16 protein-coding genes are annotated in these 16,299 nt (G+C 59.7%); 7 read left to right on the forward strand and 9 right to left on the reverse strand.

The window, feature by feature from the left end:
* From ACSBPU_RS19370 to ACSBPU_RS19390, 5 genes are all read right to left on the reverse strand, one after another.
* Complete coding sequence (locus ACSBPU_RS19370; RefSeq protein ID WP_442593420.1) at positions 1 to 1,311, reverse strand: DUF6880 family protein; 1,311 nt, start codon at positions 1,309 to 1,311, stop codon at positions 1 to 3.
* Positions 1,312 to 1,410: 99 nt separating this feature from the next.
* Complete coding sequence (locus ACSBPU_RS19375; RefSeq protein WP_442593421.1) at positions 1,411 to 1,830, reverse strand: PRC-barrel domain-containing protein; 420 nt, start codon at positions 1,828 to 1,830, stop codon at positions 1,411 to 1,413.
* Between the two features lie 79 nt (positions 1,831 to 1,909).
* Positions 1,910 to 2,092: a hypothetical protein gene (locus tag ACSBPU_RS19380; RefSeq protein WP_442593422.1), complete on the reverse strand. Its 183-nt coding sequence runs from the start codon at positions 2,090 to 2,092 to the stop codon at positions 1,910 to 1,912.
* 49 nt (positions 2,093 to 2,141) lie between these two features.
* Positions 2,142 to 2,732 (reverse strand): tRNA-uridine aminocarboxypropyltransferase, encoded by a 591-nt coding sequence (locus ACSBPU_RS19385; protein WP_442598439.1) that lies wholly within the window; start codon positions 2,730 to 2,732, stop codon positions 2,142 to 2,144.
* Between the two features lie 78 nt (positions 2,733 to 2,810).
* On the reverse strand, positions 2,811 to 3,767 hold the full coding sequence (locus ACSBPU_RS19390; protein WP_442593423.1) for a LysR family transcriptional regulator: 957 nt from the start codon (positions 3,765 to 3,767) through the stop codon (positions 2,811 to 2,813).
* Positions 3,768 to 3,950: 183 nt separating this feature from the next.
* On the opposite strand from ACSBPU_RS19390, the gene ACSBPU_RS19395 reads away from it, so the two are divergent.
* Genes ACSBPU_RS19395 through ACSBPU_RS19410 form a run of 4 tightly spaced genes read left to right on the forward strand, consistent with a single transcriptional unit; the run spans position 3,951 to position 8,075 of the window.
* Positions 3,951 to 4,802: a polysaccharide deacetylase family protein gene (locus ACSBPU_RS19395; RefSeq protein WP_442593424.1), complete on the forward strand. Its 852-nt coding sequence runs from the start codon at positions 3,951 to 3,953 to the stop codon at positions 4,800 to 4,802.
* A gap of 10 nt (positions 4,803 to 4,812) precedes the next feature.
* The gene (locus ACSBPU_RS19400; protein WP_442593425.1) at positions 4,813 to 5,625 is read left to right on the forward strand and encodes an alpha/beta fold hydrolase; all 813 of its coding nucleotides are present in this window, start codon (positions 4,813 to 4,815) and stop codon (positions 5,623 to 5,625) included.
* On the forward strand, positions 5,622 to 7,088 hold the full coding sequence (locus ACSBPU_RS19405; protein WP_442593426.1) for an amidase: 1,467 nt from the start codon (positions 5,622 to 5,624) through the stop codon (positions 7,086 to 7,088). The genes ACSBPU_RS19400 and ACSBPU_RS19405 overlap by 4 nt, the downstream gene beginning before the upstream one ends.
* Before the next feature lie 18 nt (positions 7,089 to 7,106).
* On the forward strand, positions 7,107 to 8,075 hold the full coding sequence (locus ACSBPU_RS19410; protein ID WP_442593427.1) for a Bug family tripartite tricarboxylate transporter substrate binding protein: 969 nt from the start codon (positions 7,107 to 7,109) through the stop codon (positions 8,073 to 8,075).
* 75 nt (positions 8,076 to 8,150) lie between these two features.
* On the opposite strand, the gene ACSBPU_RS19415 is transcribed toward ACSBPU_RS19410, so the two are convergent.
* From ACSBPU_RS19415 to ACSBPU_RS19425, 3 genes are all read right to left on the reverse strand, one after another.
* Entirely contained in the window at positions 8,151 to 9,773 is a 1,623-nt protein-coding gene (locus ACSBPU_RS19415) for a phospholipase D family protein (protein ID WP_442593428.1), read from the reverse strand.
* A 112-nt stretch (positions 9,774 to 9,885) separates the two neighbouring features.
* A complete protein-coding gene (locus ACSBPU_RS19420) occupies positions 9,886 to 10,239 on the reverse strand; it encodes a DUF1428 domain-containing protein (RefSeq protein WP_442593429.1) in 354 nt (117 codons plus the stop codon).
* Between the two features lie 83 nt (positions 10,240 to 10,322).
* Positions 10,323 to 11,369: a lysozyme inhibitor LprI family protein gene (locus ACSBPU_RS19425; RefSeq protein ID WP_442593430.1), complete on the reverse strand. Its 1,047-nt coding sequence runs from the start codon at positions 11,367 to 11,369 to the stop codon at positions 10,323 to 10,325.
* A 177-nt stretch (positions 11,370 to 11,546) separates the two neighbouring features.
* Here ACSBPU_RS19425 and ACSBPU_RS19430 point away from each other — a divergent pair, with 177 nt between their 5' ends.
* The 3 genes from ACSBPU_RS19430 (at position 11,547) to ACSBPU_RS19440 (ending at position 14,640) form a co-directional block, all read left to right on the forward strand.
* Positions 11,547 to 12,482 carry a MurR/RpiR family transcriptional regulator gene (locus ACSBPU_RS19430; protein ID WP_442593431.1) on the forward strand — a complete coding sequence of 312 codons (936 nt, stop codon included), beginning with the start codon at positions 11,547 to 11,549 and terminating at the stop codon, positions 12,480 to 12,482.
* A 66-nt stretch (positions 12,483 to 12,548) separates the two neighbouring features.
* Entirely contained in the window at positions 12,549 to 13,595 is a 1,047-nt protein-coding gene (locus tag ACSBPU_RS19435; RefSeq protein WP_180067183.1) for an extracellular solute-binding protein, read from the forward strand.
* A 64-nt stretch (positions 13,596 to 13,659) separates the two neighbouring features.
* Complete coding sequence (locus ACSBPU_RS19440) at positions 13,660 to 14,640, forward strand: isoaspartyl peptidase/L-asparaginase (RefSeq protein WP_180067182.1); 981 nt, start codon at positions 13,660 to 13,662, stop codon at positions 14,638 to 14,640.
* Between the two features lie 60 nt (positions 14,641 to 14,700).
* On the opposite strand, the gene ACSBPU_RS19445 is transcribed toward ACSBPU_RS19440, so the two are convergent.
* Positions 14,701 to 16,209 carry an IS5 family transposase gene (locus tag ACSBPU_RS19445; RefSeq protein WP_442593432.1) on the reverse strand — a complete coding sequence of 503 codons (1,509 nt, stop codon included), beginning with the start codon at positions 16,207 to 16,209 and terminating at the stop codon, positions 14,701 to 14,703.
* Positions 16,210 to 16,299 lie beyond the last annotated feature (90 nt).

The raw sequence follows: 16,299 nt of genomic DNA on the forward strand, positions 1-16,299 counted from the left end.
TCAAGATTCCGCGTCGTCGACTTGCGCCCAGAATGAGCGCTTCCGGCCGTGCTTGGCTTGCAAATGCTGATAGAAAGCTTCGTGCTTTTCCAGGGCTTTCCAGTCGACGATGAGAGGAGCCAATTTTGCCAGTTGGCGTAAATATACGCCGCCATGACGATATGCTTTTGCCGCGCCGCGCTCGAGCAAAGACACCAGGAGCGCTCTGAAAATGATGGTGGCCGCCAATAAATGCCCTTGAGACTTCAGGGCACGGGCCAGTCCGGGCAGGTAGGAATAGTCTCGCCCGTCTATCTGCCCTGCGTGCTGTTCGACATATTGTGCGCACCGAGCCGCATTGTCCGTCTGGAATAGAAAATCAGCATCGATCAGCGAAAACGCCGAGCTTGCCTGAATGCGTTCGACCTCCCGTGCAATGACCTCCTCACGCCGGGATGGGCCAATGACTTCCAGCAAACGGTCGAGCCCCGCCATGTCTGGGCAGCGATTGAAAATACCCCATGCAACCGTCTCGGCATCTGCTTTCCGACCCGTTTGTTGATAGATCTTGAGGCGCAATTGATCGCGGCGACCTAGTTGAAACAAGTCATCGGCAGCAACCTGGTCCAGCATTTCCAACGCTCTGGCATGATCGCCCCCTGCAAGATGGACTTCGGCCATGTCAGCCCGTGCAGCAGCGCCAAGTGTTTCCGACGTGGCACATCGTATGTGCTCGAACAGTGCGCCATCGTTCAGGAAGGACGCCATGGTTTCTGCCATGTTAGACCAGTGAAACCGGCGATGGGGATCGCTGTCAGCCAAGGCACATGCCAGGTTATCCTCCGCAAACGACCGCATTTCGGGCTCGGTCAACCATTCGTGCGCATAGTTCAGGAGATTGTCGCGCACCCCATATTCATCGCTTGCAATCAGTATCCTGAGTCTTGCCAGCAGGCCTTCCTTGTCGGTGAGCCCTTTCGCATAGCGTTGAAAGAGCTCCGGCGCTTCGATGCGATAAATATCGCCAATATCTCCATCGGAATCGTCGCAACGTCCAAACACGGCAGCGTCCGCCTCGTAAAAACGAAGCACCAAATCAACGCCCAGTTCGGGATCCTGAATAGACGAAGAAATATCGCTCAGTATCATGTGCAGCTTGGAGGCAAGCACGTCAACAGACCGCCAATCGTAGTAACGATCGCCACGATACAGCGATTTGAGCTGGCCCTCGATCCGCGACTTCGCGCTACCGGCCGGGGCAAGCAGGCGCTTTAGAAGCGCCTCAGCCATGCCGTCCCGACTGGCGAGCTCCAACAAGGCTTCGGCGAGCACCTCGGCGCCCAGCTTGCGTAATTTTTCTTTCCGATCATTCACCATAGATGCTTATCATAAACAAATCATGGCGGCCCGGGCACCGCCATGCGCTATGGTCTACAACAAGCGAGAATTGTCGGGATAAGCGGTGCCGTAATAATCGTGGATCTGCCGACCCCAGGTCTGGTCCGCCATATCCGGCCAGTCGTCCTTGTCGAACCCGGGCGCGTTCTTCAGGCGCTCCTTGTCGACATCAAGGATGAACCGATGGTTCACAGGATCCAATTTCAGGGCCGCCCATGGCACGGCAAACAGCTTTTCACCCATGCCGAGGAATCCGCCAAACGAAAGCACTGCGTAGGAAACCCTGCCCGAGGCAACATCCAGCATGATTTCCTTGATGTCGCCCAGATCCTCTTCTTGGACGTTATAGACATCGTTGCCGATCAGCGTTGAAGCACCCATGGTCTCGGGCCCCGGACCAGTTGAATCGTAGCGCTTGTACATTCCATAAGTATCACGTTCGATATAGCTCATTTGCAGCTCCTTGCTGTTGGTTTCATGGCCGCTACGCCAAGCTCGCCGGCAGCTTGGTATAGCGGTATTCAAGAACCCTTCAGCAGTTTTCGTGCCACGAATCATGCGGTGCGTTCAAGATGGCGGACATTTGCTTGTCGAAGTCATAGCGCCCCATCAGGTTCACCACGGCGTAGCTGTCCTGCGTGGCGGTAACCGTCTTGCCCAGGTCCCAGGGTGTCGCGGTGAATTCCACCTTGCTTTGCCTGGGCGAACGTGACATGTCAAACGAGGCCGGAGAAGATTCAAACCTCGTATATTAACAATGATTCTCATTTGTGTTTTGTCGCAGTTGAGTCTTGCGCGCCCGCCCCGCCCCGTTGCCGGGTCCGTTGCGCCATCGCCTGAACCTGCTGTTCCACCAACACACTAAAAGGTTTCAACAAAGGGTGAAAGTCCTGCCATGGCTCCAATATCGAGAGCGTGCGCACAATGGCCTCGATGGTGGAAACCGCAGCAGGCTCGCGCGCCTTGCGAATCCGATACGCGGAAGGTTCTCCCATCGGCAGGCTGAGCCGGGGCAAGGTGCCCAGCACTGGGTTCGCGCGGACGACCTGGCGCGCTTTGCGCCAGGTTCCGTCAGGCACGATCAACAGCGACGCATCACCGCCTCGATACGCAGTCAACGGTCGCGACCGCGTTTCATCTTCAGTCGGAAACAACAGCCATGCCTGTCCTGCCGAAGCGATCATGCCGTCCAGCTGTGGAAAATCCACGCCGACCAGCAATTCGGCCCGTTCCAGCCCCAATACCGCCAACCTCGCGGTATTCAAGGGGTGTTTCGCCTCATCGGGGTGCTGCAGCACGACGACACGTGTACGATGGGACACGGCCGGTATGCAAGCACACAGGCAATGAGACATGGGCCGCTGGCAACGCGCGCAACGGAGCCGGGCCGGCTTGTCCTGCGTTTCAACGGCGCTCAAGACCGAGCACTCTATTCACGAGAACTTCCCCAAGGGCGGCTCGTGCACGACTTCCGTCAAGAGCCGGCGAATGCTTCGCGATACCAGTTCGACCGCACGCCCCGGGGATTTCGCCTTGCCAAAGGCTATGGAAATGGTGGACCTGACGCTCGGACCGACGATACGCGAGGCCTGGAGCTTCCCCGCGGCAAGCTCTTCTTCGATGGCGTGAACGGAAAGAACCACATTAAGCCCGTGATTCATCGCCAATGACTTCAATAGCACCAGGGACTCCGACTCCAGCAAAGGCGTAAGCACGATGCCCGCGGTCCGTGCAAGGGAATCCAGTTCGCGCCGCAAGCCATTGGGATAGCTGGGCAGCACCAGAGGCACGGACGCCAGCGCGCGAAAATCCACCGTTTCATTGGCGGTGGCGCGGTCGCCGGGTGGTCCGACAAGGTGGGCGTCGACGGTTGCGAGCGCTTCCTCCCCCGGCGGCAAAGGAAGCTTGTAGCGATAGAGCAGGCCGATATCGGCACGCCCATCGGCAAGCCATTCGACGACTTTGCCGCTGGCCCCTTCCATGACCTTGATATGGACGTCGGGATGCGTATCACGCAGCACGGTAAATACCCGCCCCACGAGCGTGGCCGCGATGGAGGGCATCATGACCAGCGTCACGCTGCCTCTTACCACATCGGCCTGCCCGCGTATCGTCTCTTCAAGCAGCGAGGCTTCCGCCAAGAGCGCCTGAACCTGCGGATAAATCCGCAAACCGGCTTCGGACAAGCTCACGCCACGGCCGGTCCGGTTGAACAGACGCGTTCCGCATTGTTGTTCAAGGGCGCTGATCTGGCGGCTCAATGCGGCGACGTCGCTGTCCAGATGCACTGCCGCGCGGGTCAGGCTGCCCTCTTCGGCGACCACGGCAAACATCCGCAGCCGCAATAAGCTGGCTGTGGCGTCCAGCCGAATGCTGCTTGCTTTGGTCACGATACGGATGGTGGGCGGGTGAAATCCATGGCACAGAATATCAAATTATTGCCCTGGCATGGCAATCCGTCCCGGCTTTGATTTGATCTCACGCGCAAGTCAGCTATGACGCACACAGCAACACGCCATGCGGCCTCCCCTTCTATAGTGGCTGATCGTCCCTTCGCCCAGAGGCACAAGCCATTGAGTACGTCCATCGTTTGCCTATCCTTTGATTTCGACGCGATTTCCTTGTGGGTCGCGCGCGGCGTCACTTCGCCCACACCGATTTCACGCGGTGAATTCGGTGTCGTGGGGACTAAGCGCATTCTCCGGCTGCTTGACCGCTACGACGTGAAAGCGACATGGTTCATTCCCGGCCATACGCTGGAAACCTATCCCGACTTGTGCCGGGAAATCCGGGACGCCGGACATGAGATCGGCCACCATGGCTGGTCGCATATCTCGCCCGTGAACATGAGCCTGGAGGAGGAGCGGGCTTCCTTGATCCGCGCCAACGAAACCATCCGCGATCTCACTGGCGCTTATGCCGCCGGCTATCGCTCGCCGGCATGGGACCTGAGCGCGAATTCGGTCGACCTGCTGATCGAACAAGGTTTCAAGTACGACAGCAGCATGATGGCTGACGACTACACGCCTTATTTCGTGCGCCATCGCGACGTCATCGAGGCGGATCAGCCCGCCGCATTCGGGCCGACGACCTCGCTCGTGGAAATGCCCGTGAGCTGGAGCCTGGACGATTTCCCGCATTTCGAGTTCACCCGCACGCCCGCCGGGATTCTTCCCGGACTCATGAATGCCAACGGCGTGCTGGAAAACTGGATGGAAGATTTTCTTTACATGAAGGAAAACCTGGACTGGGGCGCCGTCACTTATACCTTCCATCCGCAAGTCATAGGCCGCGGACACCGCATGCGCATGCTGGAGCGTCTGATCATCCGCCTGCTGGAAGAAGGCGCCCAATTCAGGCGCATGGCGGATGTGGTGGCAGAGCACACCGGACGCATCGATCAATTCAACTCCCAAACAGCCTGAAAACCTTCTCATGCAACATCATTTCGATCACGACGGCGTACGCTTCAATTACTACGTGGATGACTTCACCGACCCTTGGGAGCCGGCCCCCGCCATCTTCATGCTTCATGGAGCCATGGCTAACGCCGACCGTTTCCGGCCCTGGGTTCCCGGCCTGTCCCGACAGTACAAAGTGGTCCGCATGGACATGCGCGGCCATGGGAAAAGCAGTGTCCCGGCTGCGGATGCGGAACTGTCCATGGAAATCCTGGTGAATGACACACTGGCTCTCATGGACCATCTGGGCTGCAAAGCCGTCCACTTCGTCGGCAACTCTGCGGGAGGCTATGTGGGCCAGCATCTGGCGATGAGCCATCCCGAAAGAATCGCCACCCTCGCCTTGTTCGGCTCCGCGCCGGGGCTGAAGAACAGCCAGGCCGGCTCATGGCTGCCCATGGTCGCTGAAAAAGGCCTGCGCAACTTTCTTGCCGACACCATCGACGATCGATTCCCGCCGCACATGATCGGAACGCCTCAGGTCGAGATGTTCCTGGACGCCCTGAGCGACAACGACGTACCGTTCATCGGCAAGTTCGTCGGCTACATGGCGACTCAGGAATGGTCGGACCAGCTCCATCGCATCACCTGCCCGACGCTGGTCGTGGTGCCGGGAGCCGGACGCATTGGCGACACGGCGGTGTACAAACCGATGAAAGACCGCATGAGCCGTTCCGAGGTCCTGATGTACGAAGGCGAGCGCCATAGCATCTGCGAGTACCTCCCCGACCGGTGCGTCGCTGACCTGATCAGCTTTCTGACCCGCCATCCCGGCGCCATGCAATGAACTGCGACGAATACCTTCGCTACGATGGCCTCGGCCTGGCCGAGCTCCTGTCATCCGGCGCCGTCACGACACGCGAGCTCATGGAATGCGCCATACGGCTTGCCCAGGACCAAGGCCAGAATCTGAATGCGATCTGCCATCCGGAATACGACATGGCACGGGACTGGGCAAATACCTGGAAGCCCAAGGGCGTGTTTGGCGGCATACCCTTTCTTCTCAAGGACTCGGGCCTGGCCTCGAAACGGCTGGCGTCCAGCCTGGGGTCGAGGCTCTTTCGCGACACACGCTATGCCCACGACGCCACGCTGGCCGGGCGTTTTGAGGCCGCGGGACTATTGCCCTTCGCCCGGACCACGGTACCCGAGCTTTGCATGGCGCCCACGACCGAGGCCGCGCTCTATGGCGGCCCAACCCGCAACCCATGGGATCCCGGCCGCTCCAGCGGCGGATCCAGCGGAGGAGCCGCCGTCGCCGTGGCGCTGGGCATCGTCCCGATCGCACACGGCAGCGACGGCGGCGGATCGATACGCATCCCCGCGGCCTGCTGCGGCGTATACGGCCTCAAGCCCTCGCGGGGGCTCATTCCCATGGGGCCGTTGCGTGGTGAAGGATGGGGCGGGCTTGCTTGCGATGGCGTTCTTACCCGTACGGTGCGCGATACAGCGGCGGTGCTGGATCAAATCGCCGGCACAGAACCAGGCGCGCCCTATGCCGCGCCTCCCACGGCCGGTTCTTACCTGAGCGCCGTACGGCAAGCGCCTGGGAAATCACTGAAAATAGCAGTGTGGCGCGAAGCCTGGGACGGCATTCCAATAAGCGATGAAGCCGCGGCCGCCCTGGAAGCCACTGTAAAGCTATGCCAATCGCTCGGCCATACCGTGGTCGACTCGGATCCGCCGCCGCTGGATTACGAAGGCTTCATCCAGGCACTGATCCATGTCATGGCCGCCAACATCCAGGTGTCGGTCGATGCAAAGCTGGCGGCGACGGGGCAAGCTCTGCAACACGGCGACCTGGAGCCGGCCATGCTGGATGGCTATGAAAGGGGCGCCACACTCGCTGCGGGCGACTACATCCTGGCGATACAGCGTTTCCATCATATCGGCCGCATATTTGCCGGTGCGCTTGCCGGCTTTGATCTGGTGCTGACCCCGGCGCTGACAAGCACCGCCGTCAAGCTGGGCACGATTTCGATGCGCCAGCCATCGTTCACGGAGTTTCGTCAAAAGGCCGCGCTGTACACGCCTTTTCTGGCTCCCATCAATGCAGCCGGGCTGCCGGCCGCCAGCGTGCCAGTGCATCAGAGCGCCGGCGGACTGCCGGTCGCGTGCCAAATCCTTGGCGCCTTCGGACGTGAAGACCTGATCTTGCAGCTTTCCGCACAGCTTGAAGCCATCAACCCCTGGATCCACCGCCGACCGCCGGCCAATCTCGATCAACCCACAGAGCAGCCACGCTCGTAATCATCTTTCGGAAGCGATATGAAAATTCTCAGAACGATATCCACCGCACTATCCATGTGTCTTTTCGCGTGCACCGCCGCCGTCGCGGCCGACTTTCCCACGCGGCCTGTAAAAGTAGTCATCCCCTATAGCGCAGGCGGGACGAGCGACATACTGGGCCGGCTGGTACAAGGTCCGCTCTCCGAAAATTTGGGCCAGAGCGTCATCATCGAAAACAAGCCGGGCGGCGCATCGGTCATCGGTACTTCCCAGGTGGCCCGCGCCACGCCGGACGGCCACACCATACTGTTCGCGGACCTGGCACTGCTCGTCAATCCCGGCTTGATGGCCGACCTTCCTTACGACACCACCAAGGACTTCAGGGCCATCACCGGCTTTGCGAAGGCGCCGCTTGTCCTCTTGATCAACGGCGACCTCCCTTTCAATTCGTTGCCGGAACTCATCGACTACGCCAAGAAGAACCCCGGGAAACTCAATTTCGGCTCCGGCGGCTACGGCTCATCGACGCACATCGCGGGCGAGCTGTTCAAGAAGGTCACCGGATTGGACATCATGCACGTTCCCTTCCAGGGCGTGGCGCCGGCGATGACCGCCATACTGAGCGGCCAAGTGGAGATCTACTTTGGCGGCACGACGACCGCCCTGCAGCACCTGCGCGAAAAGAGGCTGAAGGCGCTGGCGATTACCGGAAATCAACGTAATACGCTGATTCCCGACGTCCCTACCTTCAAGGAGCAAAGCGTGGACGGCATGAACGCCGACACCTATTGGGGCGTCTATGCGCCGGCCGGCACGCCGGATGCAGCGATCGTCCGGCTGAACCAGGCTTTTGAGGCAGCCATGAAAGATCCGAAGGTCAAGGAACGCGTCGATCAGTTCGGGATCGAACTGATCCACAACTCGCCTGAAGAGCAGGACAAAGCCTTCCGCCAGATGGTCGATTACTGGTCCCGTTTCATCAAGGAGACAGGCATCAAGGTTCAGTAAGGCGAGTTCGCATTGCGACGATCGGAGGGGCGGGATGCGCCTAGCGTCCAGCGCGCCCCTCCGATCGTCTATCTTTCAAAGCATCCACTCGATAGGCAGCCAGGAAAGCAATCTTACGATGCCACGTTTCAAGAGACCGGTCTCGGGCTCCGTGTCATGACGAATTTGACGCCCATCCCGGCGTTCAATCCAATACACCTTTCCCGTCTCGGATAAACGGACTTCATACGAGGATTCAGGAATCTCTTTTTTGAAGGATTCCTCGATCCGCACAGCCATGTCCGGGCTTTCGATGATGAAGCCCAGTTCCGTATTAAATAGCGCGGAGCGCGGATCGAAATTGAACGAGCCGACAAAGACGCGTTTCCCGTCGATGGAAAAGGTCTTCGCGTGCAAGCTCGACCCCGAGCTTCCCAAGGGGCCTGCCCCGCCGCCGCTGCCGCCGCCGCCGCTTCCACTGCCCCCGCCCCCTCCGCTTCCACTGCCCAATCCGATACCGCTGCCTTCGCCGTTCGACGACATGCGCCGCAGTTCATACAGTTCAATACCGGCTTCCAGTAGATCTTTCCTGCGCTTCATATAGCCGGCGTGAACGGCTGCGACATCGGTCGCATGCAGCGAATTGGTCAGTATGCGCAACTTGACACCTTCCCGGGCCATTCTTGTGAAAGCTTCGACGCCTTCCGCAGCGGGTACGAAGTACGATGAAATCAACTCGACATTGTCTGCGGGCTTATCCAGAATCCGCGCAAGTTGATGCGTCAGCATGCTTTGGTCGGGCGCCTTGCCCAGGCCTTTGGCCGGATCATCGCTGACCATGCGTGTGACCGCCCATTCATACGCCAGCTTCCCCTCGATCAAACCGCTGGTAAATGACGAGTCGCGGACGCTCTTGGTATATTTGTCGGCGGCCGAAGACTCAGCCACCTTGGCCGCTGCTTCATGAAGCGCCTGCAACGCCGTTGCGCCCGAATCGGGCAGGATCAAGTCCGCGGGATACGAAGATTCGCTGGCCCAATAAAGGTCGAAATCCATCGATACGTCGTTGACCACCGCACCGATAGCCAGCACATCGAGGTCCGCGAACAAGAGGCCGTCTGCCGCGCCAAAATATTCGTCTCCGATATTTCGCCCGCCTATGATGGTTGCCACGCCATCGGCCGTAAAGGACTTATTGTGCATGCGCCGATTCGCACGAGGGAAATCCGTCAGGAAGCCAATGATTTTGGGCTTGCGCACCAGGAAAGGATTGAACAAGCGCACCTCGATGTTCGGATGGGAGTGCAAGGCCGACAGCAAATCATCAAGGCCCGCAGTGCCGTTGTCGTCCATCAAGAGGCGCACGCGCACCCCGCGATCAGCCGCCGCGTGCAGCTCTTCAAGCAGCAGCGTTCCGGTGATGTCAGGGCGCCAGATGTAATACTGCACGTCCAATGTCTTCTGTGCGGACCTGGCCAGATGCACACGGGTTGCAAAGGCTTCGCGCGCATCGGCCAATGAATAGATGCCGCTCTTGCCGGCATGCTGTTGTGCTTGGGGGAAAACCACCCTGCCCAACGCCGTGCTCGCCGCTTCTGTCTTGCTTAGCACCTGGCTCGCGGGACGCCCTTCGAGGGAGGGCAGCGCGGGCCTGCCCAGCAGGGCGACGAGCAGGCCAAGAATGGCCAGGGCCAGCAAAACACGGACGAAGCATTTCATATGGGCAGTAGATCAAAGTGAAGAGGCCTTACTTTAATCTGTATCTGCCGCCCTGGATATCGGCGCACTCCCAAAGTGCAGTTTCAAGGAATCGGCCGGCCACGTCCGCTTTTCACACATCGAGTATCGGCACGAATCCGCCGAATATCATGCGTTTACCGTCAAAGGGCATTTCCTCGCCCATGGCCTTCATGCGCGGATCGGACATCATTTTTTCGTTCGCGGCGTCACGCACCTCCTTGGACGGATATTCCAGCCAGCTGAAGACCACGACTTCATCCTCCTTGGCCTTTACGGCTCCGCGAAAATCGGTGAGCTTCCCATCTGGCACGTCATCGCCCCAGCATTCCACAAAACGGGTGGCGCCAAATTCCTTGAACAGGTGTGATGCCTCTTCGGCGTGTCTCCGATATGTATCTTTGTTCGCTGCCGGCACTGCCAGGACAAAGCCTTCTACATATTTCATCGTCGTTCTCCTTTGGTGGGGTCAGATGAAAATATAGGTCCGAAAGCCATGCGCTTGTTTTTCCATGTGTTTCAGCCGCGCAACTACCCGCCCAGTAGCTTCGCAACGTGTGACCGCTCCATCCTGGAGATTTCGGCACAATAATCGAACCCGGCGAATTTCCGCTCTGCCCGTGCCGCCGGCACAGGAACCCAATTCACGATCAGGCTGTCCAGCACCTTGGTGGACTTGCGGGTGTGATTCGCGTCGTCGCGCTCCGCGTAGACCGCTAGCGCCGGTGCGACTTTTTCGCCTTCCGTTTCCCAGACGCATATCATCAAGTATCGGGGCAAGGCGCTCAGATCCATGACGGGCGTGCGCAGCACGAACTCATGCTTGGTCTCCGCCAAGGACAGGGACGGAAGATACTTTGCATGAGTCAGCAGCACGACCTCGTCCGAAGCGTCCATCCAGCCAAATACAGCACTTCCGCCCGCTGTGTCGACCTGTTCGGCAAATTGGACATACGCACGGAAGTCGGCCTGGTACGAGCCTTTTTTCTTGTCGGAGGGGCTGTACATGCCAAAGAACGAGCCGCGGCCGGTATGCTCGCGTTGATGCAATGAACTTTCCATCGACGCCGGGGGCACCGCTGCGGGCCTGTCCGCCTGTGTTCCTCCTTGACCTGACGGCTTGTCAGGCTGCGGGGACTCGGTCCCAAGAGCCACGCCTTGTCGGCTCGTGCCGGACGCCGATTGAGAAGACTTGCACTCTTGATCGAGCGGCGCCTCCGCCCGGCTTGCCAACCGTAGTTCGCATGCACGCTCCTTGACCATGGCGCGCAGGCACTCGGCCGCTTCTATCTGGCTCAAGCTGCCGGGTGCCGAACCATGGAATGCGCAGTTCGCGTCGCGATACTTGATCCAGGCGCGTTGCGCGGCCTTCAACGGCGCCTGTTGACCGGCCTCGATGCGATTCATCAGTTCCTTGTAGGAACTATTCAGCCGCTTATCCCAGAGCTTCGCTTCTTTGTTGAGGCAATCGACGATGCCAATGGTCGTGTCCTGACTGCATTTCTCGTAGTCGGGGCCATACATCTCGGCAAAGCAGACAACGGGAAGAATCATCATTAAGAGAACTATCGAACGCATAGCCGCCTCCCGACAGGTATCGCTGAACTCAAGGCTAGCCCCTTTTCGGCATGAACGTCACCGGTCAAACAGCTGACGCGCTCACCAGTACAGCCTTGTGCCAAGGGAAACCACCTATTCCGAATGATTCGATTATTTTCATAGAATCAATAAACAGTAAAATTTTTATGTCACAGCATGAGCAGAAAAATCCTTGGGAAAAACGAGAACAGGCAAGAGGACAGCTCGATACAGTCACGTATCGCACGCGCCCTGCCCGGCTTGACGGCCGCCCAAATCAAGATGGCCGAGTTCACGCAAGCCCAGATGCTCCGATCCGCGACGATGAGCATCGAGGAGTTCGCGAAGGCCAACGAGGCGTCCAGCGCGACCGCCAACCGATTCGCTCGCGCTTTGGGTTTCGACAAGTATTCGAGCTTCAGGGCATGCCTGATGCACGAATTCGAAAAGTCCATGTCGCCAGTCGACCGGCTGCGCCAGGCGCAGGCCGGCAGCCAGCTCAGCAACCATAAGATCATTTTGTCGGCGCTGGACATGGACATAGAGAATCTCCAGGCGACGCGGCAGATGCTGGCGTCAACGGAGTGCGAGCTTGCGATCGACGCCATAACAAACGCAAATCGCATCTTCATCATAGGCATGGGCACCAGTGCGCATCTGGCCGGGCAATTCGAATATGGCCTGAATCCGTATTGTCGCAATGTTCAATCGCTCGCCAACCATGCGGGCTCGGTGGGCGCGGCACGCCGGCTGCACGACGTTACGCAGCAAGATCTGGTCATTGCAATCATGTTTCCGCAATACGTGCGCGACACGGCGCTGTTGGCGCATTTCGCCCACAAGCTGGGCGCAAAGGTACTGGCGCTCACCGATGGGCCTACGTCCCCTCTGGCTTCATTTGCCGACATATCCCTCTATCTGAAGACACATAGGCAGTTCGCGTCGAGCTCCGATGCCATCGTGCTTTCAACCATTCAGGGCCTGTGCGGCGCCGTGGCATACCGGCAGCCGGATAGCGCCAACGCCGCCGCTTCGATGACCTCGGCCACCCGGCCATGGTTGCTGACAAGCGACGATCATCACCAGTTCAATCGATCAGGCACGAAGCCGTAGGCTCCCGGTCTCGCGCGCAATCAGGACCATCCTCCATCTTTCATGCAACAAAACAAAGAGATCACCATGAACTTCAATCGCAGACACTTCATCAAAGCAGCAAGCTCGTTGACACTTGCCTCGACGGTACCCTCGCTATCTTGGGCGGCAGGGTCCTGCGACAAGGACCTCGTTGTCGGGACCTGGGGCGGCGACTATCAGCGCTTGCTGCAGCAAAACATCGACCCGCTGGTGAAGCCGAACGGCGTGAATGTCCTTTACGATGTCGGCGCCGCCCTGCAGCGCCAGACGAAGCTGCGCGCCGAGAAAGGCGCGCGGCGCAGCACCCTGGACATCGCCCTGCTGCGCGACAACGACATGTTTCAAATGGCCCATGAAGGCACCCTGGCGAAGCTGGACGAGGCAGCCTTGCCGAACCTGCAACATGTCGTCCCGGCACTTAAAACGGACTATGCCGTCCCACATATCTTCAGCGCCCTCGTGCTGGTGTATAACACCGAGTTCCTGAAAACCGCCCCTGAAAGCTTCGCATCCCTGCTCGATTCGAGCCTGAAGGGCAAAGTCGGTGTTGTAGACGACCAGTACGATTATCTGGCCGTGGCGGGCGCCCTTGCTTCGGGCAAATCCGGCGACGATCTCCAGGCGGGACGGGATTTCCTATTGGCCCTGCGCAAGAATTCGCCCAAGGTCTATCCTTCGACCGACGCGCTGGCGAGCGCGCTGAAGGGCGGAGAGATCTGGGTCACCATGACATGGAAGGCCCGGGCGCTGCAATGGTCGAAGGCATCGCTTCCCGTTGCCTATGTTTTCCCCAAAGAAGGCGCCTTGCCGGCAACGTTCTGCGCGGGCCTGTCGGGCGGCAGCAAGAATGCCGCATGCGCCGCGCATTACCTGAACAGCATGCTCGAACCCCAGGCCCAGCTGGCATTTGCGGAAACCATGGGATACGCGCCCACGGTCCTGAACGCGCCGCTGCCTCCTTCCCTGCAAGAGTCCGTCGGCTTCGACAGTGCCCAGTTGGATAAGCTCGTGCCTGTAAACTTCGAGTTGCTGATGCAGCATAAAGGCGAGCTGCTCGATTTCTGGAACCGGCAATTCCGGGCAGGGCTTTAAGCCGAAGCGTGCGTTGCGGCTTGCGGTGGCCGCAACGCCCTCGTTCATCAACAAGGAAGTTATTTTGATAATCGTATGTAATAACGAAGGCAAGTCGGGGATTCCGGTAGCCGCCGAGATGCTCACGCGCAATGCGTTGGCATTGGATGCCCTGGAAGCCGGAGTGCGCGTGGTCGAAGACGACCTCGACGTGCGCACCGTCGGCACCGGCGGCTGGCCAAATCTGGTCGGCGAGGTCGAGCTGGACGCATCCGTCATGTGCGGCTCGACCTTAAGAACCGGCGCCGTCGGCGCAATCAAGGGCTATACGCATCCCGTCAGCATCGCCCGCCAGTTGCTGGAACGCCTGCCGCACGAGTTTCTCGTTGGAGACGGCGCCGCACGTTTCGCTCATGAAATCGGTGCCGAGACCGGCGAGCTGCTGCTTCCCCACGCTGAAGCTGCGTGGCAACGATGGTTCGATAGCGAAGTCAAGGCCGAGCACCGGGCCGCATGGCCGGATGCACCCCTGATCGACTACTGCCACAACGCGGTCGACCCCGAGATCGGCAAGGATACGACCGTGTTTCTTGGCCTGGATCAACATGGGAATATCGCATCGGCGACCAGCACTTCGGGCTGGGGATGGAAGTACCCGGGCCGGCTCGGCGACAGCCCCGTAATCGGGGCGGGATCCTATGCCGACAGCCGTTATGGCGCGTGCGCCTGCACCGGGGCGGGCGAAATGACGATCCGTGCCGGTACCGCCCGGGCCGTTGTCCTGTACATGAAAATGGGCATGAGCGTAGAGCAAGCCGTCGATGAGGCGGTCAATGACATGCGCTCGTTGAAGGGCGGACTGATCAGCCGTGTCACCATACATGCCATAGACGCCCGCGGCAACCACCGCAGCGTGGCGGTCAATGGCTTGCCTGACAATCACTATTGGCTTTGGCTGCCTACCATGAAGGCCCCCGAAGCGCGGCCTGCCGAAATCATCCAGATATCGGAGGAAAGCCCGCAGAACAAGCCGTTCGCCATGGCCGTGTATACGAAGGAGCCTTGATCGGGATGCGGCCTAATGCGTCGGTCCTGAAATATTCATTTCAACGGTCATTCGGGCGTTTCATGCCGCCAAGAGCCACAGCTTCCGAACGCCGAGACTGTCATTCAAGCGGTCACCAGGCCGGCTCGCAGCCAAGGCCAGCCAGAACCAGCGTGGCATCGTGCCTTTCACGAGGCGCAAAAAAAGCGCCCTCAGGAAGGGCACGCCCTTCTTGGCGATCATGCGCAGCAGCCACTTGATGTTGTAGCCCGCCGCGCACAGCACCGCGTGCAGCCGGTCGCCGTATTCGCCCTTCAAGTGACAGCGGTCCATCCGGTGATCCGCTTTCAGGTGTCCGATGATCGGCTCGATGGCCTGGCGTCGCTTGAGCTGCCGTCTTTCCTGTGCCGTCAAGCGCTTGGGCTTGCCCCGGTGCACCACGCGTACGCCGGGATTCTCGGCATCGACGCCCCGGTAGCCCAGATCAACAAAGACCGTTTCAGGCGCGGCGGCACAGTCCTGCATGAGAATGGTGGCCTGCTCCAGTTGGGAACTCAGCGTGTGGCCATCATACGGATTACGATGAAACGCCCGAGCCCCCACAATCAGGTTGCCTTTGAAGGTGCTGGCAATGCCCACCTTCACGCCAAACTCGTAAGGCCGGCGCGCCTTGCCCTTGCTGATACAGCTGACCTCCGGGGCGTGCCAGGCGTACAGCTTGGGCTGGCCGTCGACAGTCGTGCGCTGGGCACTCTGAGCCCCAATACGCTGGGCCTTGCCCAACACCTCGTCCAGTGCTTCGCGCACGGCCTGCCCCATCGCACTGGCTTTGCGGTCGATCTCGCGGGCCAGCCGCCCGACGATGGTTCGCTGACGTTTGATCGCCCGGCGCATCCGCTTGAACTGGCGTGCATGAGCGAAGCGCCCGGCCTGGCGGCTCAGTTGCTCGCCTTCCTTGGCAAAGGTCTGCTTGAGCGCAATGCCGGCATCCTTGGCTGCTCCCACCAGCTTGATCCGTGCGATCTCCAGCAGCCGGCTGTCCGTCGGGTGGGCGATGGCCTTCTCCTGCACCGTGCTGTCCACGATGACTCGACTGAGCTCCTGCGGCTTGATGAGCTTGAGCTCGACGGCCACATTGATGGTCTGGGCCAGCAACTCTTCTACACCGTCCTCGCCCAGCAGTTTGCGAAACTTCACCAGCGTGGTGGCGTCACAGGGCGGGCGATCCTCGTAGTAGCTCTGCCCCGAAAAGAACTGCCAGCGCGGCGTATCGGCCCAACGGGCCACCACGCCTTCGTCTGATTCGTTGAAGGCATGCTTCAGATACAGCAGCGAAATCATGATCCGCAGAGGCACGCGTGGGCGCCCGGCATGGCTGCGCGACACCTGGCGCTGCACCTTCTCGCCAAACAAATCCAGGTCCGGCATGGCCACGCCGTCGTGCGCCTTGCGCAAGAACCGGTGCGCCACCGCCGCCTCAATCTCCTGCCACGGCATGCGCGAGGCCAGCACTGCCAGCGGATGGCGCAGGTCGATCATTTGGTCGATACGGGCACGGAAAAAGTCATCGGTGGCAGGGCAGGCAAACATCGCAATCAAACTCCCAGAAAACAACCTCTATTGGACAACAAGCCGGGAGTTCCGGGTATCGGAAATTGCCCCAATCATCAGTGTTTATGC

The sequence above is a fragment of the Parapusillimonas sp. JC17 genome (assembly GCF_052180245.1).
Taxonomy (GTDB): domain Bacteria; phylum Pseudomonadota; class Gammaproteobacteria; order Burkholderiales; family Burkholderiaceae_B; genus Parapusillimonas.